Annotated in this window: 16 protein-coding genes and 2 pseudogenes; 15 read left to right on the forward strand and 3 right to left on the reverse strand. The window is 59.6% G+C overall.

Annotated elements, in window-relative coordinates:
- The first annotated feature begins 3 nt into the window (after positions 1 to 3).
- The 11 genes from QZ613_RS00955 to QZ613_RS01005 all read left to right on the forward strand — a co-directional run bounded on the left by QZ613_RS00955 (position 4) and on the right by QZ613_RS01005 (position 14697).
- Positions 4 to 2955: a PEP-utilizing enzyme gene (locus QZ613_RS00955; RefSeq protein WP_291981232.1), complete on the forward strand. Its 2952-nt coding sequence runs from the start codon at positions 4 to 6 to the stop codon at positions 2953 to 2955.
- Entirely contained in the window at positions 2943 to 3563 is a 621-nt protein-coding gene (locus tag QZ613_RS00960; protein ID WP_043567441.1) for a gamma-glutamyl-gamma-aminobutyrate hydrolase family protein, read from the forward strand. Before QZ613_RS00955 ends, QZ613_RS00960 begins: the two co-directional genes overlap by 13 nt.
- On the forward strand, positions 3560 to 4897 hold the full coding sequence (locus QZ613_RS00965; protein ID WP_291865830.1) for an ATP-binding cassette domain-containing protein: 1338 nt from the start codon (positions 3560 to 3562) through the stop codon (positions 4895 to 4897). The genes QZ613_RS00960 and QZ613_RS00965 overlap by 4 nt, the downstream gene beginning before the upstream one ends.
- Positions 4898 to 4905: 8 nt before the next feature.
- The gene (gene asnB, locus QZ613_RS00970) at positions 4906 to 6807 is read left to right on the forward strand and encodes an asparagine synthase (glutamine-hydrolyzing) (protein ID WP_043567439.1); all 1902 of its coding nucleotides are present in this window, start codon (positions 4906 to 4908) and stop codon (positions 6805 to 6807) included.
- Positions 6797 to 8203 (forward strand): glycosyltransferase, encoded by a 1407-nt coding sequence (locus tag QZ613_RS00975; protein WP_324593559.1) that lies wholly within the window; start codon positions 6797 to 6799, stop codon positions 8201 to 8203. The genes asnB and QZ613_RS00975 overlap by 11 nt, the downstream gene beginning before the upstream one ends.
- Entirely contained in the window at positions 8200 to 8814 is a 615-nt protein-coding gene (gene hisH / locus QZ613_RS00980) for an imidazole glycerol phosphate synthase subunit HisH (RefSeq protein WP_043567437.1), read from the forward strand. The genes QZ613_RS00975 and hisH overlap by 4 nt, the downstream gene beginning before the upstream one ends.
- Positions 8811 to 9572, forward strand: a complete 762-nt coding sequence (locus tag QZ613_RS00985; protein ID WP_043567435.1) for an AglZ/HisF2 family acetamidino modification protein — start codon at positions 8811 to 8813, stop codon at positions 9570 to 9572. Before hisH ends, QZ613_RS00985 begins: the two co-directional genes overlap by 4 nt.
- Before the next feature lie 13 nt (positions 9573 to 9585).
- Complete coding sequence (locus tag QZ613_RS00990) at positions 9586 to 10878, forward strand: N-acetyl sugar amidotransferase (protein WP_291865825.1); 1293 nt, start codon at positions 9586 to 9588, stop codon at positions 10876 to 10878.
- A gap of 9 nt (positions 10879 to 10887) precedes the next feature.
- The gene (locus QZ613_RS00995) at positions 10888 to 12063 is read left to right on the forward strand and encodes a glycosyltransferase (protein WP_291865823.1); all 1176 of its coding nucleotides are present in this window, start codon (positions 10888 to 10890) and stop codon (positions 12061 to 12063) included.
- An 80-nt stretch (positions 12064 to 12143) separates the two neighbouring features.
- On the forward strand, positions 12144 to 13262 hold the full coding sequence (locus QZ613_RS01000) for an N-acetyl sugar amidotransferase (protein ID WP_043567431.1): 1119 nt from the start codon (positions 12144 to 12146) through the stop codon (positions 13260 to 13262).
- A gap of 142 nt (positions 13263 to 13404) precedes the next feature.
- Entirely contained in the window at positions 13405 to 14697 is a 1293-nt protein-coding gene (locus QZ613_RS01005) for an acetylxylan esterase (protein ID WP_291865821.1), read from the forward strand.
- 169 nt (positions 14698 to 14866) lie between these two features.
- On the opposite strand, the pseudogene QZ613_RS01010 reads toward QZ613_RS01005, so the two are convergent.
- The 3 genes and pseudogenes from QZ613_RS01010 to QZ613_RS01020 form a co-directional block, all read right to left on the reverse strand.
- Positions 14867 to 15028, reverse strand: a pseudogene (locus tag QZ613_RS01010) (ISAs1 family transposase); the annotation flags it as partial.
- A gap of 5 nt (positions 15029 to 15033) precedes the next feature.
- Complete coding sequence (locus tag QZ613_RS01015; protein ID WP_291981348.1) at positions 15034 to 16287, reverse strand: ISL3 family transposase; 1254 nt, start codon at positions 16285 to 16287, stop codon at positions 15034 to 15036.
- A 204-nt stretch (positions 16288 to 16491) separates the two neighbouring features.
- Positions 16492 to 16692: pseudogene (locus QZ613_RS01020) on the reverse strand (ISAs1 family transposase); the annotation flags it as partial.
- Between the two features lie 628 nt (positions 16693 to 17320).
- On the opposite strand from QZ613_RS01020, the gene QZ613_RS01025 reads away from it, so the two are divergent.
- From QZ613_RS01025 to QZ613_RS01040, 4 genes are all read left to right on the forward strand, one after another.
- Positions 17321 to 18523, forward strand: a complete 1203-nt coding sequence (locus QZ613_RS01025; protein WP_043565315.1) for a glycosyltransferase family 4 protein — start codon at positions 17321 to 17323, stop codon at positions 18521 to 18523.
- Entirely contained in the window at positions 18520 to 19263 is a 744-nt protein-coding gene (locus QZ613_RS01030; RefSeq protein WP_291863448.1) for a glycosyltransferase family 2 protein, read from the forward strand. The genes QZ613_RS01025 and QZ613_RS01030 overlap by 4 nt, the downstream gene beginning before the upstream one ends.
- Before the next feature lie 126 nt (positions 19264 to 19389).
- Positions 19390 to 20355, forward strand: a complete 966-nt coding sequence (locus QZ613_RS01035; RefSeq protein WP_043565313.1) for an SDR family oxidoreductase — start codon at positions 19390 to 19392, stop codon at positions 20353 to 20355.
- 212 nt (positions 20356 to 20567) lie between these two features.
- A complete protein-coding gene (locus QZ613_RS01040; protein ID WP_291863445.1) occupies positions 20568 to 22412 on the forward strand; it encodes a nucleoside-diphosphate sugar epimerase/dehydratase in 1845 nt (614 codons plus the stop codon).
- Positions 22413 to 22537: the final 125 nt, after the last annotated feature.

The raw sequence follows: 22537 nt of genomic DNA on the forward strand, positions 1-22537 counted from the left end.
AAGGTGACGCTGCGCGGCCGTGTGCTCGACTGGCAGCTCGATGCCTTTTCGGCGCTCGCACCCGAGGTCTGCTTTGTCGGAGGCTATGACATCCACGCGGTGATGCAGCAGTTCCCGCGCCTTACCTATCACTTCAACGCCGACTGGCAGGAAACTGGCCCGGTCGCTTCGCTGGCGTTGGCGCTCGAATCGCTCGACGATCTGGCTGAAGGACGGCGCGACCTGTACATCGCCTATGCGGACATCCTGCTGCGCCCGGCCCTGGTGCGCGCCCTGTTCGACAGCAACGCAGACGCCTGCGCGGTCGCTGTCGACGATCTGCGCCGCGACCCCGCACTCGCTGGCCACCCAACGGAGACACTGACCCTGGACGGGTGCGACTACGAATTTGTCGGCCTGGCACGTGTGCCTGCGTCCTTTGTGCCGGCCTTCCGCAAAGCTGTGCTGCAAGGTGCCGCCGCTTTGCGTTGCGCCCACCTGTCGCGTCTGCTTGCTGAGGGGGCTGTCCCGCTGCGAGGAGTTGCCGCGCAAGACCTTTGGGCCCATGCCGAACACGGCCGCTCGGTAGCGCATTTCGTGTTGGGCAGCAAGGCGGCTACGCTGGCGCGGCTGCAACATCGACTGGAGCGCTCGCGCATCCTGCCGCTGGCCTATTTCACGCGCCAGCAATGGCAGACCGAACGCGGTGAGGTGCTGGAACGGCTGACGCGGGAGCTTCCGCAGCAGCGCGCTCTGATCGTGCGTTCCAGCGCCACGGACGAGGATGGTTTTCAACGCGCCAACGCAGGGCGCTATCACTCCGAACTCGACGTTGGTCCCGCCGTGGCGACGCTCGGCCCGGCCATCGATCGGGTGTTTGCCTCTTATGATGGCCATGACGAGTCCGATGAGGTTTTGGTGCAGCCGCAGCTCGACGGTGTCAAGGCGAGCGGTGTGATCTTCACGCGAACCCTTGAGACCGGCGCGCCGTGGCGCGTGATCCACTATAGCCACGGGAGCGATACAACGGAGATCACCGCTGGTGCCAGCCGCGGCGGCGTCAAACTGGTGGTGTCGCGATTCGCCGATGCCCAAGCGCTGGCGCGCCTACCCGCGCTCGGCCGCCGGCTAATCGAGGCGGTCGACGAGATTGAGCAACGGGTCTGCCACGACGCACTTGACATCGAGTTTGCCCTCGACGCCAACGACCAGCTTGTCACCCTGCAGGTACGGCCGCTGTTTGTCAGCGATGCCCATCAGGACCGAGACCGCGACGCCGAAGTGGCTGACTGTCTGCGCGGCCTGACCAGAGTGCTGAACGATCTGGCTCCGCCCCCGGCTGGCCAGGTTGGACGGGAGACTGTGTGGAGTGTCATGGCCGACTGGAATCCGGCAGAAATCGTCGGCGTTACGCCCGGCCCCTTGGCGCTCGATCTTTACCGCTACCTGGTCACCGACGGAGTCTGGGCCGAGCAGCGGTATCAGGCCGGCTACCGCGATCTGCGCGGCTGGCCGTTGATGCGAAGCTTCTGCGGGCAGCCCTTTGTCGACGTGCGCGCCAGCTTGAATTCCTTCCTGCCGGCCGGGCTGCCGGAGGCGCTCGCGGCACGCCTCGTCGATCATGCCATCGACCGGTTGCGGTCCGACCGCGCACTGCACGACAAGATCGAGTTCGAGCTGCTGCCGACCTGCTTTGATTTTGGCTTTGCCGACTGGCATGCGCATTACACTCAAAACGGCATAACCGACGTCTCCGAAATGATCCAACTACAGGACGGCTTACGCTGCATCACCCGCGGCATTCTTGCCCAAGCCGAGGATCAACTGATCGCAGCGCGCGCGCTCGAGGCGCGCTGCGTCGATCTCGAACGCGTTACCTTGCCCTTCCCGGACTGGCTGCGCCGCACCCTGGTGGTCTGCTCGCGAGAAGGAACGCTCGTCTTCGCGCACTTGGCGCGTGCCGGCTTTGTCGCCGCCGCGCTGCTGCGTTCGGCGGTGCGCGCCGGGCTGTTGACCGAAGAGCGCCGCGCCGCGCTGATGGAGAGCCTGCCCGGCCTCGGCCTAATGCTGACCGATGCCGCGGCAGCGGTGCGCGAAGGCCGTATGACACGTACCAGCTTCATCGGCCGCTTCGGTCACCTGCGCCCGGGCACGTACGACATCAACACCCCTGCCTACCGCGACCGGCCCGAGGCTTACCTCGACCCGATCATCGCCACGGCGCATCCCCGGGCCGCCACTCTCTTCGAGTGGACCGGCTACGAACGCACCGCCCTCGACTCGGCACTTGCCGTTCTCAAACTGGGCGTCGACGCGGAAGGCTTGCTGCGTTTTGTGCGTGTCGCCGTGGAAGGGCGCGAATACTCCAAGTTTGTCTTCACGCGCCTGCTCTCGGTGGCACTCGACAATTTCGCTGCGCAGGGCCGCGCTGCCGGTATTTCCGCCGACCGCCTTACCTGTATGCCGCTCGACTTCTGGCTGACGCAATCGGTGCTCGCTTGGGGTGAGGAAGGCGCGCGCGCCGAACTGGCCGAGCGCACGGAGCGACGCCATCGTGGGCATGCCCTCACCGGCCGCATCCTACTGCCACCAGTACTGGCACATGCAGACGAAGTGTACGCCTTCGCCGTACCGCAAAGCGAACCGAACTTCATCACCCAGCGCCGCGCGCGCGCGCCACTGCGCGTCATAGCTCCGGGCGCGGCGGTCAGCCGGGAGGCTGTGGCGGGCTGTGTTGTCGCCATCAGCAATGCCGATCCCGGCTTCGACTTCCTGTTCGCGCTCGACATTCGCGGCTTGGTGACGGCCTTTGGCGGGCCGAATTCGCACATGGCGATCCGCGCCTCGGAATTCGCGATACCCGCTGTGATTGGTATCGGGGAACAGGCATTCACGCAATTGCGCGACGGTGCGATCATCGAACTTGACGGCCAACAGCGCCTTTGGCGCCAGGAGAACTGGAAATGCGTGCCGTGATCAGCCAACGCGTCGACATCCTGGACGGGCGCAACGAGCGTCGCGACGCGCTAGACCAGGCTTGGGGAACGACCCTCGAACGCCTCGTTGGTCGATCGGTGGAACTGCTGCCCATGACAAACCGCCCGGCGGCCACGGCGGCGGTGCTCGCGCAATGGCAGCCGCAGTGTATCGTGCTGAGCGGCGGCAACGATCTCGGTACGGCGCCCGAGCGCGACCAGACCGAGGCGCAATTGATAGATCACGCCGCGAACAACGGCTTGCCTCTGCTGGCGGTTTGCCGCGGCATGCAGATGCTGCAACACCATCTCGGCGGTACGCTTGTGCCCATCTCGGGCCATGTGGCCTGCTACCACACCGTAGAAGGCGCGCCCGGACAGAATCTGCCCTCCTTGAACGTCAACAGTTATCACAACTGGGGTATCCGCCGCGATGCCCTGACCGCTGAACTTCAGGCGCTCTACCTGCATGCCGACGGTACCGTCGAGGCGGCGCATCACACGCGTCTGCCTTGGCTGGCTGTGATGTGGCATCCCGAACGCAGCGCACTTGGTGAGCCAGCAGCGGCCGAATGGATTGGCCGCTGGATGCGCGAGGTGCTCGCATGATGCATCTTCATGGCAGGCAACCTCCTACTCGGCCCGTCAGTGCATCGGCAGCGCGTCCGGTTATCAGCCTCAATCATGTTACCAAGCGCTACGAGCTCTACGACAATTCCGTTCAGGAGGTCAGAAATTACCTCGGCATGGGCGCCAAGGGCGTGCGCCAGAAGGTGGCGCTCGATGCCATCAACCTGACAATCGCTCATGGCGAGCGCGTCGGTGTGGTTGGCCACAACGGTTCGGGCAAGACCACCTTGCTGCGCATCATCTGCGGTACCACCCGGCCAAGCGAAGGCACGATCAAGATCGACGGCACGGTTCAGGCGCTGATGCAGACCGGTTTCGGCTTTAGCGATGAGCTGAACGGTCTTGATAATATCCACAACGCCCTTGTCTATAACGACCTGCCGGACGATGCGCTTGCCCAAGCTGAAGCCGACATCATCGACTTCGTCGAACTCGGCGAGTTCCTTCGCCATCCAATCAAGACCTACTCGTTGGGCATGCGCGCACGGCTCGAGTTTGCCACGGCGACAGCGATTCGTCCGAGCGTGCTGGCGATTGACGAGGTGCTCAGTGCCGGCGACGGCTATTTCGTGCACAAGTGCGCCGAACGCATGCGCAAGCTGGTCAGCGGTACGACCTTGCTGCTGGTATCGCACGCCCTCGACCAGATCCGCGAATACTGCGAACGGACGCTATGGCTGGACGGCGGCCACCTGCGCGAGGATGGCCCGACCGAACAGGTGCTCGACCACTATCGCGATTACATGCTGGCACTTGCGGCGAAACTCGATACACCGCCAACGGTTCAATCACTGGAGACTGGGGCTGCGGCCGCAACACGGAGCACGAAAGAGATTTTCCTTGAACGTGCCCACGCCCTGATTGAGCCGACCGATCTTCATGGCCATGCAATCATCCAGTTCGAATTTGGCGACCAGGAGCGGCGTCTCAAGGTTATGGAAAGCGGAGATGCGCTTGAACTGCGCCTGACGTTGTGCCTCGCACGGCCACTGAAGCCGGTGGTGCTCGGTTTCAGCAGCGAGGGTTCGTTGTTGTTCGAACTCGACGGTGGAGCGGCGCTGCCGGCAGGCAAGCATCACCTGCGCCTGCACCAACCGCGTCTTGGCATCGGCGTAGGCACCTACGTCCTGATGGCTGCGCTGCGCGAGCCCGACTATCCCGACGGCGCTGTGCATACGCTCGGCGCCGACCTGCTCAATCTGCAGATGGCGCCGACCAACTGGAGCGAGCCGCCGATGGTGCACATGGATGGCGAATGGACTTCCGGGGCAGCGCGCACCCCTCTGCAAAGCAAACTGACGGCCTGGGTGTAAGAACGTATATGTGTGGATTTGTCGCTAGTCTGGGTCCGGGCGACCCTCTGCCACTGACAGTACTGAACCGTATGCGCGATCGGCTCGCTCATCGCGGTCCGGATGGCGCTGACAGTTGGACCGGTACACACGAACGCGGCAGTATCTCCATGGGCTTCCGGCGCCTGGCGATTCTGGACACGCGACATGTCGCGGACCAACCGATGCGCTCAAACGATGGCCGCAAAATGCTGGTCTTCAATGGCGAGATCTACAATTTCATCGAACTGCGCGCGGAGCTGGAAGCCGTAGGCCGCCAGTTCCGCACGCGCGGCGACTCCGAAGTATTGCTGCAGGCCTACGAACAGTGGGGCGAGTCGATGATAGAACGCCTCAACGGCATGTTCGCCTTCGTGTTGTGGGACCAGGATCGAGGCCGGGCTCTCGTCGCGCGTGACCGCTTTGGCGAGAAGCCACTTTTCATGTGTCGCCTGCCTGGAGGTCAGCTGGCTTTCGCCTCGGAAATCAAGGCGTTGCTGGCGCACCCCGAGGCCGACTCCTCTTACAACCTTGATATGTTCAGCAAGGTGCTGTTCGGCAGGTTGATCTTCAGCACCGAGGAGACCCTGTTCAAGGGGGTGCGCCAGGTACGCGCCGGCCACTGCATGTTGGTGGACGCCGACGGCAGCATCGTGTTCGACAAGCGCCACTGGACGCCGGCCTACGATCGTTCCCTCGGCCGCCTGTCTAAGCGCGAACAGATAACTGAATTCCGCAGCCTGCTCGAGCGCTCGGTAGCGCAGCGTATGCGAAGTGACGTGCCGGTTACGGCCTGCCTGTCGGGCGGCCTCGACTCGTCCTCGCTGGTGGCGCTGCTGGCCAACCAGAAGGAAGCCGGTAGTCGCATCGAGGCAGCCATGTCCGTACGCTTCCCCAACGACCTGACTATCGACGAAGGTAGCTATATAGACTTGATGCTGCACAAGACCGGGCTGGTCGGCCACAGCGTGAATCCGACCCCTGAGCAGCTGACACGCGACGTGCGTCGCCTGCACTGGCACCACGAGACCATCATTCCTGGGCCCTCGATGTATCTTGAATGGGCGTTGATGCGCGACGCGCGCGCCAGGGGCTATAAGGTCATCATCGATGGTCAGGGCGCTGACGAGGTGCTGGCCGGCTACCAATGCCACCTGCAGGCGTGGCAGGTCGAACTGGCCCACCAGGGCAAACTCGGCCATTGGTACGCACAGTTCGTCGGCTACCAGCGCGACCGGCGCTTGCGCCACGCCGCCAGCCGCTACGCCAATCCTGAGCGGCGTTTCGTACTGCGGGACAGCCTGCCGGCCGAGGAGTTCAGTGTCCACATGCATTCGTATGTAGCGGACTGGGAGCGCAACTACGGGGGCGACGGCCTGCCCGCGCCCGGCGACGTTGGGGTGCTGCGCTTCGAACTCGCGCTCAACCTGATGCGTACCTCCTTGCCGTCCAACCTGTATAGCGGCGACCGCAATTCGATGGCGCACGGCATCGAATGCCGATACCCCTTTCTCGATTACGCACTGGTCGACTTCGCAACGCATTTGCCCGACTGGGCCTACCTGCACAACGCATGGGGCAAGAACATCCTGCGCAGAGCCCTGCGCGACATGCTGCCGCGTGAAGTGCGCTGGCGAGCCGACAAGGTTGGCTTCGCCGCTCCGCAGGACGAATGGGTGCGCAATTCAAGCCTCAAGGATTGGGTGAGTGAACGTGTCACCGATACACGCCTGGCCGCGATTCCCGGTCACAATGGCCAGCAGTTGATGGATATGTGGGAAGCACACCAGCGTGGTGAGGCCGATAATTCTTCCTGGCTATGGTGTTGGGCCAGCGCGGCGGAGTTGATCGACATGCAGGCATCAAGAGAGTGGACCACACATGACGAATGAAACCGACCAGAGATCCAGGCGGTTCGGAGAGGACCGCACAGCCTGGATTATTTCCTACACTCCAGTTTGCAAGGAGCCGCGTGTGATCCGCCAAGCTATGGCATTACGTGATTCTGGGTGGCGTGTGGTGGTGTTTGGTCTGAATGGGCCAGTCGCATGCCCAGACTGGTGGCATCATGTTTCGTTGCCAGAGAGTTTGGTGCGTGAGCAACCCACTGTGCGTCCCGTGCCCCAAGCGCATATACCGCAGATAGTAATCGTAAGAAAAATACAAACTTTGGTGCGGCTTGTTTTAAGAAAAATACAAACATTGCTGCGACTCACCAGCCGAGCACCAGCACTAATTGAAGAAAGAATGTCAATATTAGTGCGACGCGCTGGCCAAGTACTCGCCTCCGCCAAGGTGCCAAGTTTGCTGCGCCAATACGGTGCACGTATTCACGGACGTTTTGTCGAAGGCTTTGAATGCAAGCGCATCGTCATTCGCAACTATGCAAAAAAGGCAACACACAGGCATCCCGATCAGAAGCCGTCGCTTGTGCTTTGCCACGACTACTTCACTGCAGACATCGGCTGGCAGGTGGCGCGCAGCTTTCGTGCGCGCATGGTGATCGACTGCCACGAATACGCGCCGGGCCAGTACATGCAGGATCCTCTTTGGGTGAGGTGGCATCGGCCACGCGTGATTGCGCTGCAGCAGTACTTTTTGAGCCGCGCCGATGCAGTCACCACGGTATGCGAAGGCATTGCCGGACTGCTTAACGCCGAAAACAAGCTCAAGCGACCGGTGCGCGTGGTGCGCTCAGTGCCATTCTTCGTCGAGCAGCCATTCCGTCCTGCGGGGAACCCCCTGACGGTGATGTACCATGGTGAAATCTACGCATCACGCGGACTGCATTTCGCTGTGCGCTCGCTGCCGCTGTGGAGGCCCGAGTTTCGCCTGGTATTGCGCGGCTACAGCGATCCGTCGTACGTCGAAGAACTGCAGCATCTCGCGAATGAGCTTGGCGTTGCCGATCGGTTTTCGATCGAGCCACCGGTCGCCTTCCATGAAATCGTACCCGCCGCCAACCGTGCCGACATCGGCTATTTCGTGCATCAGGACATCAGTCCGCAAAGACGCTTCGCGCTGCCCAACAAGTTTTTCGAATATATCATGGCCGGCTTGGCACTATGCATATCCGACTTGCCCGAAATGGCGCGGCTCGTTCGGCAGTACGACCTCGGAGCGCTAGTGACAGGTTGTGATGAGAAAGCCATCGCCGACGCAATCAACAGCTTTGATCGTGAGAACATTGACGCCTACAAGAAACGCTCGATTGAGGCGGCGCGCCAACTGAACTGGGAAGCCGAGAGCCGTCACATGTTGTCGCTCTACGAGGAGTTGTTCCGATGATCGTCATCGTTGACTATGGGGTCGGCAATCTGTTGTCGGTGCGAAACATGCTGCGCAAGGCAGGTGCCGAAGCGGTGGTTTCGGGCGATGCGGGACAGGTTCTCGCCGCCGACAAGCTGCTTTTGCCAGGGGTTGGCCATTTCGATTACGGCATGAAAATGCTTAATGCCTCGGGCCTGCGCGAGCCACTCGACCGCTTCGCGTTCGAAATGCGCCGCCCGGTGCTCGGCATTTGCCTAGGCGCACAAATCCTCGGCCGAGGTAGCGAGGAGGGCGAGGCGCCCGGCCTCGGCTGGATCGACATGTTCTGCAAGCGCTTGCCGGCCACGCCCGGGTTGCGAGTGCCTCATATGGGTTGGAACCGGATCAACCAGCGCAAGCCATCGCCACTGCTCGATAACATGGGCGATGATGCACGTTTCTATTTCGTTCATTCCTTTTGCATGCACTGCGCCGACCCAGCCGACGTTCTTGCTACCGCTGAGCACGGCGTCGAATTCACTTGTGCGGTACAGCGCGGCAACATCGCAGGCACGCAGTTCCATCCGGAAAAATCGCTGCGCCACGGTCTCGCCCAGATGCGCGCTTTTGTGGAGCACAACATCGGATGAACAAGACCCGCGTGATTCCCGTACTGCTGTTGCGCAATAAGGGACTGGTCAAAACCGTCAAGTTCAAGGACCCCAAGTACGTCGGCGACCCGATCAACTCGGTGCGTATCTTCAACGAGAAAGAAGTTGACGAACTAGTGTTCCTCGACATAACTGCCACGCCCGAGGGGCGCGAGCCGAACTTTGACATGCTGCAGGACATCGCCGGTGAAGCGTTCATGCCGATGGCCTACGGTGGCGGTCTAACCTCCATCGAACAGGTGCGGCGAGTCTTCTCCCTCGGCTTCGAGAAAGTCGTTCTCAACACCGCGGGCTATACCAACCCCAGCCTGATATCCGAAGCTGTTTCGATTTACGGCGCGCAGAGCGTTGTCGGCTGCGTCGATGTTCGCCGCACGCTGCTCGGCCGCTACGAACTGTACATCCACTCCGGCGCCAAGCGTTGCCCCGGCAGCCTGGGTCGGCATCTGGCGGAGTTGGAAAGACTCGGCGTAGGCGAGATACTTGTCAATTCAATCGATCGCGATGGTACACAAGCAGGCTATGACCTGAAACTGCTGCGCGAAGTCAGTCACGCAGTGAGTGTGCCTGTCATCGCCTGCGGTGGTGCCAGCAGTATTGACGACTTTGTCGCGGCTGTGCATGAAGGCGGCGTCTCGGCGGTCGCGGCCGGAAGTCTGTTCGTCTTCATGGGCCCGCATCGTGCCGTTCTGATCAACTACCCCGACCGCAAGTTGCTGACGCAAAAACTCCCCTGAAACCGAGATCGAAATGACACAAAAAGCAATCCTCGCGCCCATTGATGGCTCGCCAATCACTGAAGCCGCCTTTGTTTCCAAGAGTCGCCCCTACCAGATATGCACTCGCTGCATCATGGATACCACCGATCCCGACATTGCATTCGACGATCAGGGGGTCTGCAACCACTGTCATTACTTCGACAACAACGTCCGCCCCGCTTGGCCGAGCCCCGAGAAAGGCAAGTTCCTCCTCGCTGAGATGATTGCCCACGTGAAGAGTTATGGCGAGGGGAAGCGGTACGATTGCATCATCGGGCTATCCGGCGGCATAGATAGTTCGTTCATCGCAGTCAAAGCGGTTGAATGGGGCTTGCGGCCTTTGGTAGTGCATGTCGATGCCGGCTGGAATTCTGAGCTGGCGGTGATGAATATCGAGCAGATATGCAGTCGCCTAGGCCTCGATCTGGTAACCCATGTGGTTGATTGGGAGGAAATGCAGGATATGCAGTTGGCTTTCCTACGTTCCAATTTGGCTAACCAGGACGTACCACAGGATCACGCATTTTTCGCTGCGCTGTATGGCTACGCCATTCAGGCAGGCATAAAGTACGTCATTAGCGGCAGCAACTATGCCACCGAGAGCATCCTGCCTCAGAGTTGGGGCTACGACGCAATGGATGCGACGCACGTTAAGGCAATTCACCGGCGCTTCGGACGACGCAAGCGCGGAAATTTCCCACTCGTCAGCTTCTGGAATCTGTATTTCCGCTACCCGATGATTCTGAAGATGGAGGTGCTGCGGCCTCTCAACTACATCCCCTATAACAAGGAAGAGGCGATCCGCATCCTCGAGCGCGACTATGGCTGGCGATACTATGGCGGTAAGCATTATGAATCGCGCTGGACGCGCTGGTTTCAGGCTTACTACCTGCCGCACAAGTTTGGCTATGACAAGAGGAAAGCCCACCTCGCGAGCCTGGTCGTTTCGGGGCAAATGTCCCGAGACGAAGCGCTCGCACAGTTGCGCAATCCGCTCTACGACGAAAAATTGCTGACTGAGGACAAAGAGTTCATCGCCAAGAAGCTTGGCATCTCGGTTCAGGAGTTGGATGATCTGATTTCCTCGCCACTGCAACACTATTCGGAATTCCCAAATCACCAGCGCAAGCTGAAGCTGGCTTTTGCCGGCTACAACAAGCTTCGCAACTGGTATGCGGAGTGCAGGAGCATGCGCCCGCAAAGTCTGGTGCAACGTTTGATCGGATACGGGCGCCGGGCGCTGTATCTAACGTACAACCGGATCAAGAGCATCTTCAGGCCCTGATCGGTCTGCATGAACGTTCACCTTTATCCATCAAACTTCACCAATGAATCGCGCATCCTGCGAATCGTTGAGTCTCTTCGCGCTCATCAAGTCTTTGACGAGATACTAATCGTTGCCGTTGGCCGTGCTGATCTTCTTGAAGATGAGGTAGTGGCACCGGGAGTTCGCCTAGTTCGACTGGATCCCACCTTCGGACGCTCTCTGAAGAGTTGGTGTGGCCGTGTGATTAAGAGGCTCGGGTGGTATGTCGCGGTGCTGAGGCTACTGCGAAGATTGCGATGTGAATGCATCAATTGTCACAGTCTGTCGGTGTTACCCATCGGCGTTCTGGTGCGTCACTGGTCTGGCTGTCGTCTAGTGTACGACACCCATGAGCTGGAGACGGAGACAGTTTCCAGTCGTGGCCTTCGCCGCCTGCTGGCGAGGTTTTCCGAACGACTCCTAATTGGCCAGTGCGACGCAGTGTCGGTAGTAAACCATTCGATCGCCGAGTGGTATCGTGCGCGGTATCACCTGTCCGCCGTATGGATTGTACGTAACAAGCCACGCACGGCAACCGGGGAGGTGCGGCCTACCGGACTGTTGCAGCGGGCGATAGGCCTGAAGAACAGGCCAGAATGCCTGTTATATCTCTACCAAGGATTTCTCACCACCGGCAGGGGCGTGCGCATGCTCTTGGAAGTGTTCGCACAAATGGGAGAGCCTCGTCACTTGGTGTTGATGGGGTATGGTGATTTGGAGCCGCTGGTTCGACAAGCCGCCGCCACTTACTCGAATATTCATTTCTTGCCGGCAGTCCCGCCACACCGAGTGATGGAGTACACCGTCGACGCGGATGTCGGTCTTGCGTTGATCGAGAACGTCTGCCTGAACTATTTTTATTGCTTGCCAAACAAGATTTTCGAGTACGCGATGTGCGGCGTCCCAAGTCTGGTGAGCGACTTCCCGGAGATGGCGAAATTTGTGGACGAGTCGGGCTTTGGTTGGAAAGTGTTGCCTGATTCGGCTTCGCTAAAGGCGCGTATCTCAGCGCTGGGGCAGCAGGAGATTACAGGGAAAAAGAAGCATATCCGCTCCAGCAAAGTCCGTTACGGCTGGGAGGCCGAAGAGGCGCAGTTGCTAGACATGTATGCTCACCTTGGCCTGCGGTCCGCTTCGGCTGCCAAAGCTGGGGAGTTTTCTTGAAATTTCTCTTCCTTGCGTGAGTTTTCTACTCTGATCAGAGATCAGCATTGCAAGGAAATCGTTTACAAATTATGCGCAATATGACCGAACCGCGAATATGCACCCGTTGCATAATGGATACCACCGCATCCGATATCGATTTTGATGATCAGGGCGCATGCAGCTACTGTACGGATTTTCTCGCGAGATTGAAGAGGACCGGGCTGGCGGCGACCGTGGATCAGAGGAATGCCTTCCTGGAGCGAGTTCGACACGATGGCAAGGGGCGGGATTACGATTGCATCGTGGGTTTAAGTGGGGGGGTAGACAGTTCCTATGCGCTCCTCCTTGCCGTCAGGCACGGGCTGAGACCGCTTGCGGTACACCTCGACAATGGCTGGAACTCCGAGTTGGCCGTACACAACATCTCAAATCTTGTCAGTTCGCTGAAGGTGGACCTGTTTACTCATGTGATCGACTGGAATGAGAACAAGGATCTCCAGTTGTCCTTCTTCAAGGCGAACGTCATTGACATCGAGATGCTGATGGATAATGCCATGATGGCCCTGAATTACCGGCTGGCTCGCCAGTATAATGTGAAATGGATACTGGCCGGGACCAATCGTTCCACCGAGGGCATGCACATGCCGTCGAACTGGAACTGGCTGAAATACGACGCCAGAAACATTAAGGCCATCCACAGGAGGTTTGGTTCCGTCCCGATCCGGACCCACCCGCTGATATCTGTAGCAGGTTTCATCTGGAATCGCTATGTGCTCGGTATTCTCTGGACCTCGTTCTTGGACTATTTCGACTATCGCAAGGATGAGGCATTGGCGATACTGGATAAGGAGGTAGGGTATCGCCCCTATCCCTATAAGCACTACGAGTCGGTTTTCACGCGTTTTTATCAAGGGCACATCCTCCCCCGAAAATTTGGGGTGGACAAGCGCAAGTTGCATTTTTCGACATTGGTCGTAACGGGGCAAATGACTCGCGATCACGCCCTCGAATTGATGTCGCAATCCACGTATCCCGACCCTGATCAAGAGTCGAGTGACTACTCATTCGTGCTAAAGAAGCTCAGGTTTTCGAACGATGATTTCAAGAGCTATATGGCTGCGCCTTCAGTGCCGCACAATGCCTATGCAAGCGAAAAGCTACTGTGGGACACTTTGTACGGCGTCCATAAGAAGATAATGGCGATCTCGAACTCTTAAGCACTGCCAATTTGGCGCGGCATACATCCCCCAAGAACTTCGCTTCGATATCATCCAGCCGGAGGGCCTCCGCGTCGCCATGGAGAATTTTTGTCACCGACCCCGAAAATTCATCGGGTTTAGAACGCCTCACAAGGTGTTCATGAAGTTAATTATCTTGCTTGAATCCGCCATGGGCAAGATTTCCTTGCGCTTTGGTTTACTATTTGCCGCCACTGCATTCGTATTTCTCATTACAAAATCATCACATGTTTTTGCTGACCCCCCGGGCGAAAAATATGATTTTCAGAACGACCCAATTGGAAGGGCTTTCTTTGGAAAAGTAAAGCCTCTTGCCCAAAATGTAATCGAACGCTATAGGAAGAGCCGCCTATACTCTACCGACATGTTCCCCTTGGGTGAAGGAGATTACTATTCTTTTAGGGAGAGGTTAATTGATTTAATGGTTGTATCAATGAACGGTTCCAAGCAGAAAGGAAGGGATTGGATCATATCAGACGCATCAAAAAAAAGAAGTGCGCTCATTGGCAAGTTCTCCACAATGTCAATTGGTAAAGTGGAGATAGCTTCGCACCAAATATATCTGCATAAATTGACGGTAAAAGAAACCGGAGACGAAATACCGATTGGTATCTGTTACCCGAAAAGCGTGACGTTTCCCGCCCCAGCTATTATTGTTTTCAGCGGACATACTGCTGAAGGTGGGCTAAGGGAGCTGTTTGTTGATCCTGGCTCTTACCAGAAAGCAATGGCATTAAGATTATGTAAATCCGGTTTTGTTGCTCTGGCTGTCGAGAAGATTGATTCTGGGTATGCGACTATTCATTTTCAAATACAAGGCCAAAGATGGCAGCGTGAAGACGAACCTGGTGGCGGGGCGGACGATGAACTAGAGGTTGGACTTACTCTGCTCGGGGTTGGTGACTACCTAATACCTGCACGTCAGCAGATGGCAAACCTAGCTGCTTTAGAATTTCTTGCAAATGATCCAAAAGTTGATCACAAAAGGATAGGCGCTGCCGGGGTTTCTCTGGGTGGATGGCTGGCGCTGCATACGGCATTGCTAAGCCCGAGAATAAAAGCGGTCTCAAATTTTGGGGGAATGTGGTCTTATTTGGAATACTATGCTGATAGGGCTAACTCCAGCCTCGCCGATTTTGAGGGAATTAACGACCTGTCGCAACTTTTCCCGGGTATGTGGAAATACGGTGATCAGAACCGTTTCGTACTTGCTGCAGCTCCAATCGTGATGCAGATTGGTTACGGAGAATCGGATTACCCCTACGTGAATTTTAAGGAATACTTTTACCCCGTAATCAGAAAGCAATATAACATCCTTGGTGTAGGAGACAATTTGCACGAAGTTGTCCATGATGGAGGGCATGTTTTTCCGCCGAATTTGGTAATTAAATTCTTCAAAGAAACCTTGCAATAGGCAGCGGCGTCGGCGCGATATAGTGGCATGTTCCCCTGGTTCGGGACTGAGTGGCGGTAGAGGAGATCTCGAATGGCATAGAATATAGGGCCGGAGGCGGGCGAGGCGACCGCAGCGCTTCCGCGCCCGGATCTCATTGGGGATGAGTCAGGGCCTCGGCACTCGGGTGTCATAGTCGGATGAGGCCCGTGATCTTCACCCGGAAGTCGTCATTCCAGGCGGCTGCCTTGCGTTTCAGGCGCAAGCTGGTTTTTTTCTGGTCGGTCGTATCCAGCCGTATCAGATTGAGAACAATCTTCTTTAGGAGGGAAAGAGTTTGTGAGGCGTTATCTGGGTTTAGGTCGTTTCGTGTGGAACGGGCAAGAATGGGGCGAAGGGCGAGGCGGGCAAATGAGTGAGCTTTCCAGCGATGAGGTAGGCCATGGCGATGAAGTTTTCGACGCGGCGATAGCCACGTGCCCTTGCGCGCGCCTCCTGGAGCGCTCGATTCATCGCTTCGACCCGGCCATTGTGCTTGCCGGGGTGAAAACCGTTGAGGACGCCAGGAAGATGCTTGCTAATCGTCCGGCCGAGGCGCTTGAAGGGTTCGAGTCGGCAGCGGCTGGCCCAACTGAGCCAGCGCTTGAGCAGGGGGTTGGCCTCGTCAGGTGTCGTGGCGGTGGCGTAGATGGAGCGCAGCGCCTGCTTGATCCGCCAGGCCCGTGCGGTCTTGAGGTTCGAGCGCTGCAACCAGTACATGGTGTCGGTTTGCTTGACGGTCCAGTCGGCGGGTTTCTTGTGCAGGCCCCAGCGGGCGCCTTTGAGTTCGGGCGCGGTCTTGACCTCGGCGCGGCGCACCTCGTCCAGCGCCGTGCTGCTCAGAGCAACGACGTGAAAGCGGTCAAAGCAGACCTCGGCTGCTGGAAAGTGCTCGGCGGCGCCGGCCTGAAACGAGCCGCTCATGTCCATGCTGACATGGGTGATCGCGGTGGGCTGGCCACCATGCGCCCTGAGGTCGCTGGCGAACTTCCCGAGCGTGACCTTGTCCCGGCCCGGCGTCGCAAACAGCAGACGCTGTGCGTCGAGGTCATAAAAAACAGAGAGGTACGTCTGACCGCGCTTGCTCGCGGTCTCATCGACGCCGATCGCGCGAACCCTGGCATGACTTTCCCGGGCGCGCGCCCGGCCCACATGATGATTGATCACGCGCCACAGTCGGCGACTGCGCACACGCAGCAGTCGGCCGGCCGCCAGGACCGACATGGTCGGCGCCAGCATCAGCGTCAACGCCTCGAACAGCAGGGTGAAGCCACTGCCTTCACGCGCCCAGGGTACGGCGATCTGCGTCACCTTGCCGCAACCGGCACAGGGCACTCGCGGCACCTCGGCATGCAGGTGGGCCTCGTACTGGAAAAAATCCAGATGGCGCCAAGAGCGCGCCAAGCGGTCGTGGAGCGGCTGCGCCGCTGCACCGCAAGCTGGGCAAGCGTGAATGGCGGCGCCAAATCCGACCTGGAAATCGATCCGCCCGTTCTCTGGCTTGAAGATGACTTCATCGACCTGCCAAGGAGCAACGAGACCCAGAGCCTGGGTGAACAGCGTTTCAATCATGAGGAAGCAGCCGCGAGAGGAAAGGCCGCCATTGTCCTCCATGCCGAGGGCGGCAGACTGCCTTCCTCGGCCCAGAGGGAGCGTAAGCGAGGGGGTGGCGATGTAAAGGGTTCGGTTGCGCCCGGACTCCGTCCGCCCTTGACATCGCCGCCCCCTCAAAACGCGAACCCCACCGCCGGTTCCACACGAAACGACATAGAGCCCGTTATCTTTACGTACGGTGCTGGCATCCTCGCCAAAGCTGACGTCGAGGACCCAGTGAAGTCGATTCTCGACGGCCCAATGGCCTCGCACGGCGACGGCGAGTTGTTCGGCGGTCAACTCGCGAGAGCTGATGTAATAGCGCCGCTCAAAGTTCGACTCTTGATTGCCGATTTTGCGCAGGGAGTCGACCGGACCGATCGTCTGTGTGCTTTCGGGAACGCTGCAACCCCCCCCGCGTTGCCGCGGTGTGCGTGGGGTTGCGGGGGGTTTGCAGCGCTGCCGAAAGCACACGTTTAACCTTCACGCCAAGCGTGCCTTGGAGCGCCTGGCAGCGTGTTACGCAGTAACGCAACGCAACGTGAGGTCATTGAAGACCTGATTCGTGGGGCGGAGCGCGCCGCTTTAGACCGCGCGGCGCGGGTGCGCAATGGAGAGACGGGCTACTACGAAAAGCGCCTTCGATTGGCCAAAGAATCCGTTACGCGGTAACGGCCAACGGTTGCCTTTTTGGGCCAACAACTTGACCACAATACGAGCCGCAGAGTCAAACCTTTCAACCCCGCGTCGCTACGCTCCGACTGTCCAGATTCACGTGGAATGGCTGTCCAGTTTGCCGTGGAATCAGTGTCCAGATTGCGTGGAATACACAGTTAAGTCACCGGTTCATATATGGAGCAGCGATTTTGGAGATGATCACCATGAAAGAGCCGGGAAGAATACGGCGGTTGTTTTATCGCAACGGCGTATCCCTGTCGGAGATTTCAGGCAAGGCGGCGTACGGCCGGAATACCGTCAAGCGGTGGCTAACGTACTCTGGGAGGAGAAGGTGATGAGGGCGCTCTACGTGCACCACGCCGCGCCGTTCGGCGGCGCATCGAGAAGCCTGCTCGAGTTGATCCAAAGTTTTCCCGCGGGTGCCGTGCAGCCCCGGGTGCTGACGCGGAGGGGGCAGTTCCAGGAAATCCTGGCAGCCGCGGGCGTGGAGGTGCGGGGCTGCGACGGTGTGTCGCAGTTCGACAATACGCGCTATGGCCATTATCGGGGCTGGCGTTCGCTTGTTCTTTTGCGGGAGCTGGCCTACCTTCCCTCGACCCTGTGCTGCCTGCTGGCCGCAAAGCGGAAATGGGGCGAGTTCGATCTGGTGCATGTCAACGATGTCACGCTGCTGCCCGCGATTTGGCTGGCGCGGCGCATTTTCGGCTGCCCGGTGATCGTGCATGTCCGCTCCGTGCAGCAGCCGCTACGGGGCTGGCGCGGACGGCTGGTTTCTTGGGTGTTGCGAAACAATGCCGCACGCCTGATCGCCATCGACGAAACGGTCAAGGCTAGCCTCGATCCACCTTTGAACGCGGTGGTGATCCACAACGGTCTTCGCGTTGCCGTGGGCGCACCGTCGAATGGCGCGCCGAGGGATTCAACGTTCACGGTCGGCATGGTGGGCGGGCTGTCTCGTGCTAAGGGTTGCCTGGAGTTAGTCGAAGCGGCCGCCCTGTGCAGGGCACAGGGGGCCGATATTCGCTTTGTTTTCGTCGGGCAGAGCATGCGGCGCCATTCGCCCCTGAGAGATTTCGTATTGCGGCAGCTCGGACTGTCGCAGGAGATCGAGCAGGAGCTCAAAGCACAGGTCGAAGCCCTGTCGCTCACGGATGCCGTCGAGTTCTGGCCGTTCACAACCAACCTCGACGAGGTATACCGTCAATTCGACGTGGTTTGCTTTCCGAGTCATTTCGATGCCCCGGGGCGTCCGATATTCGAGGCAGCGTTCTACGGCGTGCCGAGCATCGCGGCAGTCACGAAGCCTATGAGCGATACCATCGTCGATGGCGTCACGGGCTTGGCCGTGCGTCCTCGCGAACCGTACCAACTGGCGGAAGCGATCCTGGCGCTCTACGCCAACCCGGGTAAACGGGTGGAACTGGGTCGTAATGCCGCGCAACTGGCGCGCACGCATTTTGACGCGGAGATCAATGCCAAACAGGTCCTCGACGAATACAGGAAGGCGGTCGTATCCGCCGTGGGAGGAAGGCTTTGATCACCCTTTCCGTCGTCAGCCATGGTCATGGCTCCATGGTCGATGACCTGATGCGCGACCTGGCCCGCTGCTCGGAGGTGACGCGAGTGGTTCTGACGATCAACGTGCCGGAACAGGGGCCCGCGGTTCCGGCTTCGCTGTCCGACCGTACCGTCGTGCTGCGCAACGCGAAACCGAAGGGCTTTGGCGCCAACCACAATGCCGCATTTGCCCACTGCGAAACGTCGCATTACTGCGTTCTGAACCCGGACGTGCGTTTTTCAGACAACCCTTTTCCGGCGCTTCTCGCGTGCTTAAAGGACGGGGCCGCCATGTGCGCTCCGGCGGTAACGAACCCGACAGGAGAGATCGAAGACAGTGCCCGGTATTTTCCCGGCTTTGTTGGTCTCCTTGCAAAGTCTCTGGGCGTGGCGGATGGGCGCTATTGGTATGCAAAGGGTGACCCCCCTTTCCATCCGGAGTGGGTGGCAGGGATGTTCATGCTCTTTTCTTCGGCGGACTATGCGGCGCTCGGCGGCTTCGACGAGAAGTACTTTCTCTATTACGAGGATGTCGATCTGTGCGTTCGCCTGTGGCGCTCGGGACGGAAGATCTTGCTCTGCCCGCAGGCCACCGCGGTGCATGCGGCGCAACGTGCCAGCCACCGCCAGTTCCGGCATCTGGCCTGGCACCAGGCTAGCATGGTGCGCTACTTCGTTCGGCATTGGGGGCGGTTGCCGGCAACAGAGGGGCAACGATGAGTGTAGTGGTTGACGTGGTCTAATTTCCGTGGACACCTCGATAGGTGGATGATCCACCTATCGAGGAAGGATTGATGAGCCAAGAAGGCAAGACCTTTCGCGACACACAACACTGAAGGCGCGGCTTTGAAGATACTGGTAACCGGCGCGAGCGGATTCGTTGGCCAGGCACTATGCCGGCAGCTCGTCCAGGAGGGGCAACACGAAGTCGTCGCCGCGGTGAGGTCCCCGGCATCGGTGGTTACCGGTGGCACGCGGTGTGTCGTCGGCGACATCGGTTCTCACACTGCTTGGGAGAAAGCGACCGAAGGCGCCGACGCGGTAGTCCACTTGGCAGGGCGGGCCCATATCATGCACGACACGGCATGTGATCGCCTAGCTGCCTATCGTGCGATCAACACTGAAGGTACGCTCGCTCTCGCACGCCGGGCGCTTGCCTCCGGTGTGAAGCGCCTCTTGTTTGTCAGCAGCATCAAGGTCTGCGGCGAAGGACAGCTGAAAAGCAGCACTGACCCTTATAACGAAGCGTCGCCAGCCAGTCCATCCGACGCCTATGCCATTTCCAAGTGGGAGGGAGAGTTAGGCTTGTGGGCTGCGGCCAAAGATACCGGGCTTGAGGTCGTGGTGCTTCGCCCCCCGCTGATTTACGGACCTGGCGTTCGGGCCAATTTCCTGCGCCTGATGACTTTGGTGGATCGGGGCTGGCCGCTGCCCTTCGGCGGTGTTCGCAATCACCGGGACTTGCTCTATCTCGGAAATTTAGTCGATGCAATCCTTACCGCCGTGGTGCATCCGGCTGCCAAGAACAAGACGTTTCTGCTTTCCGACAATCAGTGCGTGACCACACCAGAACTGGTTCGGCGGATTGCTAGCGCCCTTGAACGACCAGCACGACTGTGGTCCGTTTCCGAAAAGTGCTTGCGCCTTGCTGGCAGGGTGATCGGTAAAGGAGCAACCGTCGACCGCGTGCTCGGCTCAATGCGGGTTGACAGCCGCCTGATTCACCGGGACCTAGGTTGGTCGCCGCCTTTCTCCATGCAGGAGGGCTTGCGGGAGACCGCCAAGTGGTATCGGCGCACGTACAGCCGATAAGCCTTACGCTATCATGGCAGATTTTCATCTGAGAGTCGCACTGTCCGTGGAAGCAGTTTGCGCGCGATATTGCCTGCGTACGCGCGAGCGGTAGGCTTTGCGTTGAGCCGATGGGCGGCCGGCAACCAGGAGGCAAGTTGATTCACAGATTTCTTCGCGAGCGGATTCCCAACTATTTGGTCGTTATGACGCGTCCCATCAAACAGATGTTGATGCTGGTCACGGATGCCGTATTGTTGGTTTTTGCCGTCTGGGCGGCGTACTCCGTGCGCCTCGGAGAGTGGTATCTGCCCAACTGGTCGCAAATGCTGTTGATGGCAGTTGCACCGGTGCTGGCCGTGCCGATCTTCCTGCGCTTGGGCCTCTATCGCTCGGTGATTCGCTATCTCGGCGAGCAGGCGTTGTGGTCGGTGCTCAAAGGCATGTCACTCGCCGCCCTGTTGTGGGCCGTTCTGGCCTTCATGACTCAAATGACCGGCCTGGAAGGTGTCCCCCGGGCGGTGCCTTTTCTTTACTGGCTGATCGGCTTCGCGCTGGTGGCCGGTTCGCGTTTCGGCGCGCGCTGGCTTCTCTGGTTTCCGGTCCGCAGTCGATTTTCCGGCAAGCAGGTGTTGATTTACGGTGCCGGGGACGCTGGAAGACAGCTGGCCGAGTCGCTACGGCGCGGACGTGAGCTCTTCCCGGCAGGCTTTCTCGACGATGACCCGAACCTTCACGGCAAGGATGTCGGCGGCTTGCGCGTCTATCCACCGGAGCATCTGCCGACGCTCCTCGAGCGCTTCGATATCCATGACGTCATCGTAACCTTGCCGTCGGCCTCGAGCGCTCGCCGGCGCGAGGTGGTGGCTTTTCTCAAACAGTACCCGGTACGCGTGCGCATCCTGCCGGCGCTGACCGACATTGCCAACGGCAGGCACCTGGTGAACATGGTTCGCGAGGTGGACGTCGGCGACCTCCTCGGTCGCGACTCGGTGGCGGCTGACCCGACGCTGCTCGGGTGCTGCATCACCGGCAAGGCGGTGCTGGTCACCGGCGCCGGCGGATCGATCGGTTCGGAGCTGTGCCGGCAGATCGCCGCGTTGCAGCCCGGCAGCCTGGTCCTGCTCGACGCGAGCGAGCACGCGCTGTACCAGATCCACCGCTTGCTGCAATCGGTCCTCGGCTGCGAACTGGTGCCCTGTCTCGGCTCGGTCGGTGACGCCGGCCTGGTGTCGCGTCTCCTGGCCGAGCACCGGATCGCCACCGTCTACCACGCCGCCGCGTACAAGCACGTGCCGATGGTCGAGGCCAACGTCCTGGAAGGTGCGCGCAACAACGTCCTCGGCACCCTGACCCTGGCCAATGCCGCGTTCGACGCGGGCGTCGAAACCTTCGTCCTGATTTCCACCGACAAGGCGGTGCGCCCGACCAACATCATGGGAGCAAGCAAGCGTTGGGCAGAGCTTGTCGTCCAGGGCTGTGCCCGTCAAGCTGCCGCTCGCGCTACCGGCCAGCGATTCTGCGCCGTACGCTTCGGCAACGTCCTCGGTTCGTCCGGGTCGGTCATCCCGCTGTTCAAGGAGCAGATCGCGCAAGGCGGTCCGGTAACGGTGACCGACGCGGAAGTGACCCGTTACTTCATGTCCATCCACGAAGCGGTGCAACTGGTGATCCAAACCGGGAGTCTCGCCAGCGGCGGCGAAATTTTCCTGCTCGACATGGGCGAGCCGGTACGCATCCTCGACCTGGCGCGCAACATGATCCGCCTCGCGGGTTATACCGTTTGCGACGAGGCCAACCCCCAGGGCGACATCGAAATCGCGATCGTCGGTCTGCGCCCCGGTGAGAAGCTCTACGAAGAGCTGCTGATTTCCAGCACTAACGCGGTCAACACCGCCCATCCCAAGATCATGAAAGCCAATGAACCGTCTCTGGATGCGGACTCCCTGAGCGAGCAGCTTCAACAGTTGCGCAAGGCGCTTGTTGATTGCGACGAACCGACCGTGCGCCGACTGCTGATGACGCTCGCCGCTGACCAGGGTTGCAGCAAGCACAGCGAGCCCGTGGCGGTGACCTGAACGCCGGCCAGGCACACGCACCTGGCCGATGCCTGCGCTGCCCGAGGGTCGTCGCAAATCTCCTTTCCAGCCCTTTCCCGCCTGGCCGGGGCACCCTTTGATAGAATGCCGCTTTGCCCCGCCGG

Origin of the sequence: Candidatus Accumulibacter sp. ACC005 (assembly GCF_907163215.1) — a bacterium.
Classification (GTDB): domain Bacteria; phylum Pseudomonadota; class Gammaproteobacteria; order Burkholderiales; family Rhodocyclaceae; genus Accumulibacter; species Accumulibacter regalis.